We start from the raw sequence: 14,231 nt of genomic DNA, 5'->3' as shown, positions 1-14,231 counted from the left end.
CGTATAAATCTGCTGCATATAGATGTTTAGACGTCCATACGGATGAGGTTTATGAGCGAGCAGAATACGTCTTCGCAGGGTCAGTTCAAGCGAACCATGAAAGTACGCCACCTGGTGATGTTATCGCTGGGCGGCGTGATCGGTACGGGCCTGTTTTTTAACACCGGCTACATCATTTCCACGACAGGGGCCGCCGGTACGCTGCTGGCTTATCTGATTGGCGCGCTGGTGGTCTGGCTGGTCATGGCCTGCCTGGGTGAGTTGTCCGTGGCGATGCCCGAAACCGGCGCATTCCACGTCTATGCGGCCCGCTATCTGAGTCCGGCAACCGGCTATACCGTGGCCTGGCTCTACTGGCTGACCTGGACCGTCGCGCTGGGATCCAGCCTGACGGCGGCAGGGTTCTGTATGCAGTACTGGTTTCCGCATGTGCCGGTCTGGATCTGGTGCCTGGTTTTCTGTATTGCCATCTATCTGCTGAACGTGATTTCTACCCGCTTCTTTGCGGAAGGGGAATTCTGGTTTTCCATCATCAAGGTCATCACCATTGTCGCCTTTATCGTCCTGGGCGGCGCAGCCATGTTCGGGTTTATTCCCATGAAGGACGGTACGCCAGCACCCGGACTGAGCAATCTTACCGCGCACGGCTGGTTGCCTAACGGTGTGTTGCCGATCATCATGACCATGGTGGCGGTGAACTTTGCCTTTTCCGGCACTGAGTTAATCGGTATTGCCGCCGGTGAAACCGAAAACCCGCAAAAAGTCGTGCCGCTGGCTATTCGTACCACCGTTGCTCGTCTCATCCTGTTCTTTGTCGGCACCGTCTTCGTGCTGGCGGCGCTGATCCCGATGGATCAGGCCGGTATCGTCAAAAGCCCGTTTGTGCTGGTGTTTGAGAAAATCGGTATTCCATGGGCGGCGGATATCATCAACTTTGTTATTCTCACGGCCATCCTGTCAGCGGCGAACTCGGGCCTGTATGCTTCGGGCCGGATGCTGTGGTCGCTGGCCAATGAAAACACCTTGCCGCGCGCCTTCGCCCGGGTAAATAAACGTGGCGTACCGCTGCTGGCTATCACCGTCAGCATGATTGGCGGGCTGCTGGCGCTGTTTTCCAGTGTGGTCGCGCCGGACACCGTATTTGTGGCGCTGTCTGCTATCTCTGGCTTTGCCGTCGTGGCGGTGTGGCTCAGCATCTGTGCATCGCACTATGTTTTCCGTCGCCGCCATGTGCAGCAGGGCAAAGCGCCAGCGGACCTGATTTACCGCGCGCCACTCTATCCGTTTACGCCGATTCTGGGCTTTTTACTCTGCCTGCTGGCCTGTGCCGGGCTGGCGTTTGATCCCTCACAGCGCATTGCCCTGTGGTGCGGAATTCCGTTTGTGCTGTTTTGCTATGGCGCTTACCATGTGACCCACAAAAAATCACAGGCTAAGGAGGCCAGAGATGTCGCGTAATCCTGTATCACACGCACTGCAGCAGACTGCTCCGTTGATTCTGGATGGGGCGCTGGCGACTGAGCTGGAAGCCCGGGGCTGCGATCTGACGGATGCGTTGTGGTCCGCGAAAGTGCTGATGGAAAATCCTGAGCTGATTTACCAGGTGCACTATGACTATTTTGCTGCTGGCGCGCGCTGCGCGATTACTGCCAGCTATCAGGCGACGCCACAAGGCTTTGCGGCACGCGGTTTGAACGAACAGCAGTCGCTGGCGCTGATCGCACAAAGCGTCGAACTGGCTCAACGTGCCCGCGCAGATTACCTGGCGACGCAGACAGACGACAGGATATTGCTGGTAGCAGGCTCGGTGGGCCCTTATGGCGCGTTTCTGGCGGACGGGTCGGAATATCGCGGCGACTATACGTTGCCCGAAGCCGAGATGATGGCGTTTCATCGCCCCCGGATAGCTGCCTTGCTGGCAGCGGGCGTGGATGTGCTGGCCTGTGAAACCCTGCCTTCGTTTGCCGAAGCGCAGACGCTGGTCAACCTGCTGCGCGAATTCCCTGACAGCTGTGCCTGGTTCTCCTTTACGCTGCGTGATGCGGAACACCTCAGCGATGGCACGTCGCTGCGTGACGTTGCGGCCTACCTGAATGCGCAGCCGCAGGTTATTGCCGTGGGGATCAACTGCATCGCGCTGGACAGTGTCACACCCGCTCTGCAGCAGCTTCAGCGCCTGACAGAGAAGCCCCTGGTGGTGTATCCCAATTCGGGTGAGCAGTACGATGCCAACAGCAAAAGCTGGCACTCCGCGCCCTCAGGTTGCACGCTGCATGACAAATTTGCCGAATGGCAGCAGGCCGGCGCCCGACTGATTGGCGGCTGCTGCCGCACCTCACCCCGTGACATCGCGGCGATTGCCCGCCATTGTCAACCGCAATAAAGCAGCAGAATCGGGCGATGATAGCCCGATTGAGAAGGATGAAAAGGTGGGAAGGGCGGTTTACACTGTGCTTCCTGACTTTTATCGGATCCTGCCATGAAACAGCATATTCTGGCTCTCGCTGCCGCGATGCTACTGAGCGGTTGCGCCACCATTGTTGGCAACGAAACCCAATCGGTTCTGATCGATTCGCAGCCGCCCGGCGCGCGTTTTACCGTACAGGATGAAACTGGTCGTCCGGTTGCGGAAGGCTATACGCCAAAAACCGTCATCCTGGAAAAATCCACCCATCGCTATTTTGGTAAAAAGCACTATTTGCTGATGCTGGAAAGTCCGGGCTATGTGCCCGTCACGGTGCCGATCGAAGCCCGTGCCAACCTGTGGTACCTGCTGGGGAATATTCCACTGCTGGGCTTCCCCGGCTGGCTGCTGGTCGATCCGTTCTACGGGGGCATGTATAACCTGGAGCCCGAGCATCCAAAGCCTTACATGAACCCGGTCGGCGCACGCGGCTGATTACTGGGCGGTAGGTTTTACCATACCGCCCGGTGCTTTATGGCGTTCCAGATACTGATGCTGGAAAATGCACATACGAATGGTGTTGCGGTATTCGCCATTGATAAAGAATTCGTGTTTAAGCACGCCTTCAATCTCAAAGCCCAGTTTGCTGTAGATGTGGATGGCTTTCTCATTTTCCTGATCGACGATCAGGTAGAGCTTATACAGATTCAGCACGGAAAAACCGTAATCCATCGCCAGCTTCGCCGCCTGGGTGGCCAGACCTTTGCCCTGATGCGCCGGATCAATGATGATCTGAAATTCAGCGCGGCGGTGAACATGGTTAATCTCCACTAACTCCACCAGCCCCGCTTTTTGCCCCTCATGCTCAACCACGAAGCGCCGTTCGGTCTGATCGTGAATGTGCTTATCGTACAGATCGGACAATTCCACGAAGGCTTCATACGGCTCTTCGAACCAGTAGCGCATGACGCTGGCGTTGTTATCCAGCTGATGCACAAAGTGAAGATCTTCTCGTTCCAGTGGGCGAAGTCGGATGCTCATGGTTTTTCCTTGCATCAGGCTGAGTCGGCAATCTGCTCAACGATCCGTCCCTGCGCCATCCGGACGGCACGGTCACACATGTGATCAATCACATCGGGATCGTGGCTGACCAGCACCATCGTCAGACCATCCTGACGCTTAAGATCGTTAAGCAGATTGAGAATCTCAGCCTGGATTGACATATCCAGTGCCGATGTTGGCTCATCCAGCAGCAGTATTTTGGGCTGCAGCAACAGGGCGCGCACGATAGCTACACGCTGGCGCTGACCGCCGGACAACTGATGAGGATAGCGATCGGCCAGCGACGGCTCCAGCCCCACATGGCGAAATCCCTCATGAATACGATCGTCGATGTTGTCCCGTTTCAGCAGTTTGAGCGGCTCGGACAGCGTACGGCGCAGGCGATGGCGGGGATGCAGGGAGGCATAGGGATCCTGAAACACCATCTGCACCTCCTGACGCAGCGCGCCGGTAAAGCTTTTGCCCGGCAGGACTTTGTGCCCTGCCAGTTCCATATTCCCCTGCCAGTGCGGGTTCAGTCCGGCCATCACCCACAGCAGCGATGACTTGCCGCAGCCAGACGGGCCGACCAGACCAAAACACTCGCCCGCGTTAACCTGCAGGTTAACGTCGTGTACGACGGTGCGCAGATCGTAACCCTGTTTGTGTGACACGCTCAGGTGTTGCAGATTAATCATGATGAGCCTCCAGCGCTGCGCGGTCCAGCACCGGTAGTGGTTGTCCGTGCGTGGCTTTACTGGGGCGGCAGGACCACAGCGTGCGAGTGTAGGGATGGGTTGCGCGCGGCAAATCCGCCGCAGGCAGCGTATCCAGCACGCGACCTTTGTACATTACCATCACGCGCTCGCAGTGCTCTGAGACCTGTTGCAGATCATGGCTAATTAGCAGCAGGCCCATGTTGCGGGACTCCACCAGCTCACGAATCAGCGACAGCACCTGATCGCGCATGGCGTGATCCAGTGCGGATGTCGGCTCGTCGGCAATCAAAAAGGCCGGATCGGTAATCAGGGCGATGGCCAGCATCACGCGTTGTCCCATCCCGCCGGACAGCTGATGCGGATAAACCTGCATCAACTGGCGCGGATTAGGCAGGCCGACGGCATCCAGCATGTCGCACACCTTTTCTTTGCGCGCTGCGCGGCTCAGGCGACGGTGCAGAATCAGCGGCTCTTCCACCTGCCAGCCGATCGTCCGTGACGGATTCAGCGCATATTTGGGGTCCTGCATGACCATGGCCACGCGCTCGCCCCGCAGCTTACTCCAGCCGCGCTCGTTCAGGGCCAGGGCATTTTCACCCGCGACCTGAAGCTGGCTGGCCTGCAGATGCAGGGCAGGGGACAGTAAGCCCATTAACGTCCGGGCGGTCAGCGATTTACCCGAACCGGATTCACCAACCAGCGCCACCCGCTCCCGCCCGATGGAGAAACTGATATTGTCGACCAGCGTCGCCGCCTCGCTGCGGATGCTGAGTGACTCCACAAGAATGTTATTTTGCATGTCGGGTATCCAGTCGGTCACGCAGGCCATCGCCTGTCAGGTTAAACGCCAGGCTGGCAAACAGAATGGCCGCGCCGGGAGCCGCCGCCACCCACCACTGGTCAAAGATCACCTTACTGCCTTCCGCAACCATTGAGCCCCACTCGGCGGTAGGCGGTTGCACGCCCATGCCCAGAAAGCCCAGTCCGGCAGCGGCCAGGATAATCCCGCCCAGGCTCAGCGCCGCGCGCACCACGGCGGTGGGCAGGCACAGCGGCAGAATATGGCCGAACATCAGGCGAAAGCCGGTAATGCCTTGCATACGGGCGGCGGCCAGATAGTCACTGCGCCGCAGCGCCAGGGTTTCGGCGCGCGCCTGACGGGCAAACGGCGGCCAACTGGTCAGCGCCAGCGCCAGCGCACCGTTCATCAGGCCCGGTCCCATAATGGAAACCAGCGCCAGGGCAATCACCAGGTTTGGCAGTGAAAGAAAAATATCAGTGATGCGCATTAAGACGCGCTCGGTCCAGCCGCCCGTATAGCCGGCGGTAATGCCCACCAGCAGGCCCACCGGGATAGTGAGGATCAGAATCAGTGATACCAGCAGCAGCGTCGGACGTGCACCATAGATTACCCGTGAGAGCAGGTCGCGGCCAAAGCCATCGGTGCCAAACCAGTGTGCAGCCGAAGGCGGCAGCAGGCGGCTGGAGATGGTTTGCAGATTGGGATCGTAAGGCGCGATGAGCGGTGCCAGCACTGCCATCAGAATGACAATCGTTACCAGCGTTAACCCGATGGTTAACGAGGTGATGCGTCGGCGGCTGCGTCGTGGTCGCACCGTTTCAAGTTCAGTAAGTTGTTGCGTCATCGTGTTCTCGGATCGGTTAACCAGGTGAGGGCGTCCGCCAGCGCATTGATCAGAATAAAACAGCTTCCAATCAACAGAGTGGCCCCCAGAATGGCTGGCACATCGCCAGAGAAGAGCGCATTGGTCATATAGCGCCCTACGCCAGGCCAGGCAAACACGGTTTCTGTCAGCACCGAGCCTTCCAGCAGCGTGGCATAGGACAGCGCAATCACGGTAATGAGCGTACCCAGCACGTTCGGGAAGATATGGCGCAGCAGAATCCGCACCCGGCCCGCGCCTTTTGCCCGCGCCAGCACCACATACTCTTTACTGCTCTCTTCCAGCAGCGCCGCGCGCAGCAAACGGGTAATGCCCGCCATCGCCAGCAGGCCCAAAATCACCACCGGCAACCAGAGATGGGCCACCGCATTCCAGAAAATTTCCCGGTCGCCCGACAGCCAGCTGTCAATCAGCACAAAGCCGGTTTTCGGCTCCAGCGTATAGGCCCAGATATCATCCAGCCGTCCCGGTCCGGCAGACCAGTGCAGCACCGCATAAAACAGCAATAAGCCCAGCAGGCCCAGCCAGAAGACCGGCACGGAGTAACCCAACAGGGAGATAAAGCGTGCCACGTTATCGATCACGCTGCCGGGTTTCCAGGCGGCCAGCAACGCCAGTGTAACGCCAAAGATCACGGCAAAAATCATTGCGCAGGTGGCCAGCTCAATGGTGGCCGGAAACGTCTGCAACAGGTCGCTGCTGACGGGCTGATTCGTCAGACGGGAAACGCCGAGATCGCCGCGCATCAGATGCGCAATGTAGTGCCAGAACTGCATCAGTACCGGTTGATCCAGCCCGAGATCGTGACGAACCTGCGCATAGGTCGCTTCACTGGCATGATCGCCCGCGATTTGCTGTACCGGATCGATCGGCGAGAGATGCGACAGCATAAAGGTAAACGCCAGCAATCCTGACAGGGTGATTACCAGTGACAGTAAGCCTGATGAAAGGCGGCCAGCGCGCCGCCAAAAATGCCGGGCGGACCCGGCAGAAGAGGCAGAGTGTGCCATTACTTAGTAACCTGCGAATAGTAAACCATGTCCGGGTTAATGCCCTGAACGTAGCCTTTAAGGTTATCGCGCAGGGCGATAAGGTTTTTCGCCTGCAGTCCAATAACATAAGGCGAGCTTTTCAGCACTTCACGTTGCATCGCCTGGTAAAGTTCAACGCGTTTTTTCGGATCGCTTTCCGCGGTTGCAGCCAGCACCTGCTTATTCAGCTCTGGAATATGCCAGTCAGAACGGTAAGCAATCGTCTTGCTGCCATCTTCCGGGTTGTAGGCGAACGACGAGGCGTTGGTATTCGGATCAAAGTAGTCTGCGCCCCAGGCGTTGATCGTGCCTTCGTAGTTATGCGCTTTGACGCGGGTAGAAACTTCAGAGCTCAGTCCCGGCAACACTTCCACTTTTACGCCGCCTTTAGCAAAGCTGCCCTGCAGTGCCTGGGCAATATCCAGATACGGGGGCTGATTGCTGGTGGACAGGGTAAAGCTGACATTCGTCAGGCCGGCTTTTTTCAGGATCGCTTTCGCTTTTTCCGGATCGTAACTGTACGGGTTGTCGTTTAAGGCACCCAGAAAACCTTTCGGCAGAAACGTCTGGTGCACATCGAACTGCCCTTTCAGCAGCTGTCCGGCAATGCCTTTATAGTCGAACAGGTAGCGTGCCGCTTCCCAGAAGGCCGGGTTTTTTAACGCCGGGTTGTTTTTGTTGCCGATGTTGAACTGGATGTAATACAGCGAGGCCATCGGAATCGCGTCGGTTTTCACACCGCTTTTGCCCTGCAGCGAGGCAATCTGGTCTGCCCCCAGGTTACGGGCGATGTCAGCGTCGCCTTGCTCAAGCAGCAACCGGCGGGCCGCCGGTTCCGGCACATTTTTGATCAGAATATTTTTAATCTTCGGCGCGCCGGCCGGTGACGTCGGGTTGGCGGTCAGGATGACGGCCTGATGCATCACCACTTTACGAATCTGGTAAGGGCCGCTACCGGCAGAGTTGGTGGCCAGCCAGCCGTTACCGAAATCGCCTTTTTCGGCGTGCGCGCTGACAGTTTTTTCATCGACGATGGAGGAAACCGGTGCGGACAGCAGGCTAAGAACGTAAGCCGGGCTGACGTTCGCCGTCCAGCTAATCTGCACATGGTTGTCATCAACCTTTTTCAGGAAGCCATCCACATTATCTTTGTTCCAGCCGAGCTGGGTCAGAATAAAGGAAGGATCCAGATTCAGTTTCACCACGCGCCCCAGCGAGAAGATCACATCTTCCGGGCGCAGGGGATTGCCGCTGGCGAATTTGGCGTCTTTACGCAATGCAAACGTCAGGCTGCGGTTATCGCTACCCGGCTGCCAGGATGTCGCCAGGGTCGGTTTTAAATCTGTGGGGTTTTGTGGATCCGACTGCACCAGGCGCTGATAAATGTTGGTAAACGCTTGCACGCTGGTCAGTTCAAACCCTTTCGCCGGATCAAAGCTGTCTGCATCGTCTGTTGACTGTACGACGACCAGGGTATCTTTTGGTGTGGCGGCGTTAACGCTGAATGCTGTGGCCAGTGACAAGGCCAGTAATGATGGAATTATTTTTTTCATGGAAAATCCTTGCCTGAGAAAGTAACGCGAGTGTACGAAAGGGCTCATGCAAAGAATAGTCGATTATGGGCTAATGATATGCAAAAAAGTTATAACAAATGCAGCGCGGTTATAAGGCTGGTCAGGCGGGCATGCTGAAGTCACAACGGTTAATAAACGAAACCGGGATTGAACCGTTATTTTTCTTTACCCGAACGGGGCTGGGATTATACTAAGCGAAAATAGTCGCAGGAGTCATACTTTGGACAGTCACCCTAAATACGTTATTACTCCGGCAAGCTAACTGCATTTCGCTGCTTGCCACCTGGCGGGCAGCAATCTTCTCTGTACGATCCGATTGCTCTCCCTGAAATACACGCTGTAGTCACTGCGAGAGCGCATTATGTTTATGTATATTCAGGCCCTTTTTCCTCCGCCTCGACAGGCGTAGCCGCGGGCTGCGCACCCTTTCTCATACAGTCATTTTTTGTGCGTTTATTTCGCCAGGTCCGGTATTGCGCGGTATTTTTATTTTTCTGCGCGGCGGACGTGCGCGCTTATTTATTAAAAACTGACTGAACCTCTTTACCGGAAATAACCGGAAATACAGGCATGCTTTATTTCGCATGCAGGATATCTGTTGCTTTAAATCAGGGAGATGTCGACATGAGCGACATGAAACTCGAACACGCCGCGATGATTCACAACCGCCAGCGTACACTTAAAAAAACCAAAACGCCCTTTGCCATTGAACGCGAAGCACGCAATCGCACCGATGTCACGCTGAGCAACCTCCACAGCAGCTATGAGGGCCTGACGCACACGGAAGCCCGGGCGCGATTGGGTGATTATGGCCGCAATGAGGTGGTGCATGAAAAAGCGCCTTCCGCGTTTGTCCAGCTGATCCTGGCCTTTAACAATCCGTTCATCTATGTGCTGATGGTGCTGGCACTGGTCAGCTGGGTAACCGATTACTGGCTACCGCTGCGGGCCGGTCAGGACACCGATCTGTCTGGCGTGATCATCATACTTACCATGGTAACGCTCAGTGGACTGCTGCGTTTCTGGCAGGAGTTCCGTACCAACCGCGCCGCGCAGGCTTTAAAGTCGCTGGTTCGCACGCAGGTTACCGTACTGCGTCGTGAAGAAGGCAGCACGACTGGCCGCCGTCACGATATCGATATGCGTGAACTGGTGCCCGGCGATGTGATTTTATTGAGTGCGGGCGATCTGGTGCCGGCCGACGTGCGTTTGCTGGCTTCGCGCGATCTGTTTATCAGCCAGGCGATCCTGACCGGTGAATCGCTGCCCGTTGAGAAAAACGATCTCAGCGCAGGTGAAGAGATCGCAGAGCAGCCCGGTCGCAGTGTACTGGAGCTCAGAAACAGCTGTCTGATGGGGACCAATGTCGCCAGCGGCACGGCTCGCGCACTGGTCGTCGCCACCGGCAGTGAAACCTGGTTTGGTTCGCTGGCGGCCTCGCTCTCGGGTCGTCGTCCGCAGACCGCGTTTGACCGTGGCGTAAACAGCGTGTCCAGACTGCTGATCCGCTTCATGCTGGTGATGGTGCCGGTTGTCTTACTGATCAACGGCTTTACTAAAGGCGACTGGATGGACGCCACCTTGTTCGCGTTGGCGGTTGCCGTCGGTCTGACCCCCGAAATGCTGCCGATGATCGTCAGTGCCAATCTGGCCAAAGGCGCGATTGCGATGTCACGGCGCAAAGTCATCGTTAAACGGCTGAACGCGATTCAAAACCTCGGTGCAATGGATGTGCTGTGTACCGATAAAACCGGCACGCTGACGCAGGACAACATTTTTTTGTCGGCGCATCTGAACGGGGAAGGCGTAGAGGATGCGCGCGTATTGCTGCTGGCCTGGCTCAACAGCAGCAGCCAGAGCGGGGCAAAAAATTTGATGGACCGCGCGGTACTTAAATTTGGAGAGCAAACCCTGTCTGCGGCCCAGTGCAGCCAGTTTCAGAAGGTGGATGAGCTGCCTTTTGACTTCGTCCGCCGTCGTGTCTCTGTGGTGGTGGAAGATCTGCAAACGCACCGTCCACTGTTAATCTGCAAAGGGGCGGTCGAGGAAATGCTGGCTGCTGCGACCACACTACGTCAGGGCGAGTCGGTCATTCCGCTGTGCGAACAGAAACGCGTCGAACTGTTGAACCTGACGCAGCATTATAATCAGCAAGGCTTTCGCGTCCTCCTGGTGGCAACCCGTGAGCACGGCATAGCGCTGCCACTCAGCAGCAATGATGAGTGCGAGCTGACCATTGAAGGGATGCTGACCTTTCTGGATCCGCCTAAGGAGAGCGCGGGCAAAGCGATTCAGGCGCTGAAAGACAGTGGCGTGAAGGTCAAAGTGCTGACAGGCGACAATCCGCTGGTGACGTTGCGCGTCTGTCAGGAAGTGGGGCTGGCTTCTGAAGCCATGCTGACCGGCAATGAGATTGATGACATGAGCGACGCGGTGCTGCGCACGGAAGTGGAGCGCTGCATGATTTTCACCCGGCTGACGCCGCAGCAAAAGTCACGCGTGCTTAAACTGCTGCAGCAGAATGGTCATACCGTCGGTTTCCTCGGCGATGGCATCAACGATGCGCCTGCGCTGCGCGAGGCTGATGTGGGGATCTCTGTCGATACGGCGACGGACATTGCCAAAGAGTCATCGGACATTATCTTGCTGGAAAAAGATTTGGCTGTGCTGGGCGAAGGTGTCCTCAAAGGGCGCGAAACCTTCGGCAATATCATCAAGTATCTGAACATGACGGCCAGCTCGAATTTCGGCAACGTGTTCTCCGTACTGATTGCCAGCGCATTTATTCCTTTTCTGCCCATGCTGTCTATCCAGTTGCTGATTCAGAACCTGATGTATGACATCTCTCAACTGGCTCTGCCCTGGGACAAGATGGATCGCGAGTTTTTACGTAAACCGCGTAAGTGGGATGCTGGTAACATCAAGCGCTTTATGCTGTGGATGGGGCCAACATCGTCTATTTTCGATGTCACGACCTTTGCGCTGATGTGGTACGTCTTCGGGGCAAATCATGAAAGCGCCCAGTCGCTTTTCCAGTCTGGCTGGTTTGTGGAAGGGTTATTGTCTCAAACGCTGGTGGTGCATATGTTGCGGACGCAGAAAATTCCCTTTATTCAAAGCTGCGCCCGGCTGCCGGTGCTGCTGACCACGATGGGTATCTGTGCGGCGGGTATCCTGCTGCCGTTCTCTTCGCTGGGTACGCTGGTGGGATTAGTTCCGCTGCCCTGGCACTATTTCCCCTGGCTGGTGCTCACCCTGTTTAGCTACTGTCTGGTGGCGCAGGGAATGAAGATGGCGTACATCAAACGCTTTGGCCGCTGGTATTAAATGCTTCAGCCGTAAAAACATCGCCGGTCAATGCCGCAAGGTGAGGGGGCATTGACCGGTTTTCTCTCTGTGCGCATCTGCACGGCCCGTCTTCGTGAACTTGTGCTACATCATTGCAAAAAACGTGATGTCGATAACGTAGACGAACCTTTCTGCCATTCCCGCTCTTGCCGTGGCGTTCTCTGATACAATTACAGCGAAATTATTTAACCTGACCTGACAATATCCGGGTTGGAGGGATCTGCCGTCATCATGCGTGTTAGCTCAGCGAACGGACACGTATCTGAACGCCGCCCGTTTCCCCGGCCGGTAATGCACACTGCCCGCCACGTCAGAAGATTTTGCTCAGTGGCCATGCATACCACACCCGGCCGGCGCTGATGATGCGCGGACTTTTTTGCCCGATGATTGAGGATCGTTATCCCGCATGCGTTGTTGTTTACTGCCTTGCCTGTGTGTTGCCGGAGCCTGAAATGCAGCAGACAGAATATGTAATTGAAGGTCTGGTTCGGTTTTCACCCGCTCAGGGACGACTGTGCCTGGTCGAGTCCAGTGAAACCAGCGTGCCCTTATCGCCTGCCTGCAATCATTTACTGGAAATGTTTCTGAAAAGCCCCGGCGTGGTGCTGGCCCGGGAACATATTCTTGATAATTTCTGGCAGGAAACGGGCGCAACGCCTTCGTTCAACAGCCTGAATGCCTATGTATCGTCTATTCGACGCGGTTTTGCCTCGCTGGGCATCAGCCAGGACGTTATCACCACCGTTTATAAAGTGGGCTTTGTTTTCAATCCCACGCTGGCGATTCAAACGACGCACCTTGAGCCGGAACTGGCGGCTCCCACTGCGGATCCGGTCTCTCCGACGGCGGCTCTGCCGCGACGCGACCGTCGTTATTACGCTGCAGGTATTGCGGTGCTCCTGCTGGCAGGCATGACTGTGCTGGTGCTGTCTTCCCTCCGGCCTGAAAAATCGATCGCGCCTGTCAGCGTGGCAGACGTCAACGGCTGCGAGGTACTCTATCTGCCGGTGCATCCGGGGGAATCGGCTTTCCCGCCGGAACCCGTGTGGCGCAAAATCATCGCCAGCAGCGGCATGCCCTGTCAGAAGGGCGGCAAATATCTGTTTTACGCGGACAGAAACGTGACGGCCGGCCACTGGGGCAATGTCTACGTCGCTTACTGCCGCCACGTAACGGGCGGCCAGGCCTACTGCTCAAACTATTCTGAACTCGGATGGCGGGCAGAGAATGAATAAGAAGAACGTCGTGTCGCTCAGTCTGGTTTTGCTCTGTGCCATCCTGCTTATTGCGGGGGGCCTGTACTCTGTAAAATCGCAACGCGCCATGTTCGAATTTACCTGCGCAGCGAATTTTCAACAGCGCGATCTCACCCGGAATTATCATCTGGATGCCAGCTTTGTGCTGACGCTGCGTCATTCCGGAGAAGGCATGGTGTCCGTTGATGGAACGGTCTATCAAGCGGGAAATACGTATATCTTAAGACGTAATGTCGAATTTCAGTATTCACCCTATATTCAGTCACTTTATAAGCTCGACCACTATAGTGTGAGTCGCGGTCTGCGCGACAACGTACCGGAAAATATATTAAACAGCCACTTTGCCTATCTCTATATTTCGAAAATTAAAGGAATGGACGATGCGATATTGGTAGGCAGTCGGGTATTACCTCTTATCGTTTGTCATACCCGCTAATGGCGTTGTCCGCAGACGCGGGTAGCGCCGTTTCGCACGTCCTTGCCCTGCGGAATGTGTGCGGGTTTACGCCTCCTTCTGGTGGCTACCCTGCACAGCGAGCGTCTCTTGCTTGGAATTTAATTTTATATAAATTTATAAAAACAGTTTTTCCTTTCTAAAATTAACCATTACAAGGTGTTTGTAGCTATTTGAGCCCCGTAATTGTTAAATCCTCATATCGGCAGCATGCCCGGGTTCGTTACAGCCTGGCGCTGTAACGAAATAACAGACATAGCCGGAAAATTTAATTTTTGAGGTGTTAACACTTTACGGGGAAACGGCCATGAAAGAGCTTGCTTATAAAATTCAATGTGACGCGAAATGGAATCAGCTTCAGGACACTGAGAAAAAACCACAGATGAAAGACGTCATTATGTGTCTTATTAAAAAACAGTCGGAAGGCATATTAACCCGCGACGTCGCCGATGAGTGCGATATGTCTATTTACGCTGCAAGAAACTGGCTGTTAAAACTGGAAAACAGTGGACTGCTAAAAAGAGAGGCCGGAACCAAATCCTGTAAATGGTTTATTCTTTAGTGTTTCCCATGCGTGCTCCCGATGACCTGACGCTCACCGGCAACCGTGCGTGACTGCACAGGCGGGATGTGCCGCAGGGAAAGAAGCCCGTCATAACGCGGCAACGGACGCGCCCCCGCGCGCGTCAGACTGATGGCCGGTAACCGGCCGTCCTGAC

13 protein-coding genes are annotated in these 14,231 nt (G+C 55.8%); 7 read left to right on the top strand and 6 right to left on the bottom strand.

Features of this window, described 5'->3' with window-relative positions; genetic code table 11:
* The first annotated feature begins 51 nt into the window (after positions 1-51).
* The 3 genes from mmuP (at position 52) to C7434_RS11045 (ending at position 2,899) form a co-directional block, all read left to right on the top strand.
* Positions 52-1,458 (top strand): S-methylmethionine permease, encoded by a 1,407-nt coding sequence (gene mmuP, locus C7434_RS11055; RefSeq protein WP_006120677.1) that lies wholly within the window; start codon positions 52-54, stop codon positions 1,456-1,458.
* Entirely contained in the window at positions 1,448-2,383 is a 936-nt protein-coding gene (gene mmuM / locus C7434_RS11050) for a homocysteine S-methyltransferase (protein WP_033739440.1), read from the top strand. Before mmuP ends, mmuM begins: the two co-directional genes overlap by 11 nt.
* 96 nt (positions 2,384-2,479) lie before the next feature.
* Positions 2,480-2,899: a hypothetical protein gene (locus C7434_RS11045; RefSeq protein ID WP_006120675.1), complete on the top strand. Its 420-nt coding sequence runs from the start codon at positions 2,480-2,482 to the stop codon at positions 2,897-2,899.
* Here C7434_RS11045 and speG read toward each other — a convergent pair whose 3' ends face one another.
* The 6 genes from speG to C7434_RS11015 are packed head-to-tail and all read right to left on the bottom strand — an operon-like array spanning position 2,900 to position 8,433.
* On the bottom strand, positions 2,900-3,445 hold the full coding sequence (speG, locus tag C7434_RS11040; protein WP_006120674.1) for a spermidine N1-acetyltransferase: 546 nt from the start codon (positions 3,443-3,445) through the stop codon (positions 2,900-2,902).
* Positions 3,446-3,459: 14 nt separating this feature from the next.
* A complete protein-coding gene (locus C7434_RS11035) occupies positions 3,460-4,143 on the bottom strand; it encodes an ABC transporter ATP-binding protein (protein ID WP_033739438.1) in 684 nt (227 codons plus the stop codon).
* A complete protein-coding gene (locus C7434_RS11030) occupies positions 4,136-4,963 on the bottom strand; it encodes an ABC transporter ATP-binding protein (protein WP_033739435.1) in 828 nt (275 codons plus the stop codon). The genes C7434_RS11035 and C7434_RS11030 overlap by 8 nt, the downstream gene beginning before the upstream one ends.
* Entirely contained in the window at positions 4,953-5,810 is an 858-nt protein-coding gene (locus C7434_RS11025) for an ABC transporter permease (protein WP_033739433.1), read from the bottom strand. The genes C7434_RS11030 and C7434_RS11025 overlap by 11 nt, the downstream gene beginning before the upstream one ends.
* Entirely contained in the window at positions 5,807-6,859 is a 1,053-nt protein-coding gene (locus C7434_RS11020; RefSeq protein ID WP_133745464.1) for an ABC transporter permease, read from the bottom strand. The genes C7434_RS11025 and C7434_RS11020 overlap by 4 nt, the downstream gene beginning before the upstream one ends.
* Positions 6,859-8,433 (bottom strand): ABC transporter substrate-binding protein, encoded by a 1,575-nt coding sequence (locus C7434_RS11015; protein ID WP_033739429.1) that lies wholly within the window; start codon positions 8,431-8,433, stop codon positions 6,859-6,861. The genes C7434_RS11020 and C7434_RS11015 overlap by 1 nt, the downstream gene beginning before the upstream one ends.
* A gap of 645 nt (positions 8,434-9,078) precedes the next feature.
* Between C7434_RS11015 and mgtA the strand changes: the two genes are divergently transcribed.
* The 4 genes from mgtA to C7434_RS10995 all read left to right on the top strand — a co-directional run bounded on the left by mgtA (position 9,079) and on the right by C7434_RS10995 (position 14,074).
* A complete protein-coding gene (gene mgtA / locus C7434_RS11010; protein WP_133745463.1) occupies positions 9,079-11,781 on the top strand; it encodes a magnesium-translocating P-type ATPase in 2,703 nt (900 codons plus the stop codon).
* 473 nt (positions 11,782-12,254) lie between these two features.
* Positions 12,255-13,037, top strand: a complete 783-nt coding sequence (locus C7434_RS11005; RefSeq protein ID WP_039340102.1) for a winged helix-turn-helix domain-containing protein — start codon at positions 12,255-12,257, stop codon at positions 13,035-13,037.
* Positions 13,030-13,494 carry a hypothetical protein gene (locus C7434_RS11000; RefSeq protein ID WP_033739427.1) on the top strand — a complete coding sequence of 155 codons (465 nt, stop codon included), beginning with the start codon at positions 13,030-13,032 and terminating at the stop codon, positions 13,492-13,494. Before C7434_RS11005 ends, C7434_RS11000 begins: the two co-directional genes overlap by 8 nt.
* A 325-nt stretch (positions 13,495-13,819) precedes the next feature.
* Positions 13,820-14,074 carry a FaeA/PapI family transcriptional regulator gene (locus tag C7434_RS10995; protein WP_006120482.1) on the top strand — a complete coding sequence of 85 codons (255 nt, stop codon included), beginning with the start codon at positions 13,820-13,822 and terminating at the stop codon, positions 14,072-14,074.
* The last annotated feature ends 157 nt before the right edge of the window (positions 14,075-14,231 follow it).

Origin of the sequence: Pantoea sp. PNA 14-12 (assembly GCF_004364735.1) — a bacterium.
GTDB classification, from domain to species: domain Bacteria; phylum Pseudomonadota; class Gammaproteobacteria; order Enterobacterales; family Enterobacteriaceae; genus Pantoea; species Pantoea stewartii.
The sequence above is the reverse complement of the archived record's forward strand: the minus strand, read 5'-3'. Positions and strand labels throughout refer to the sequence as shown.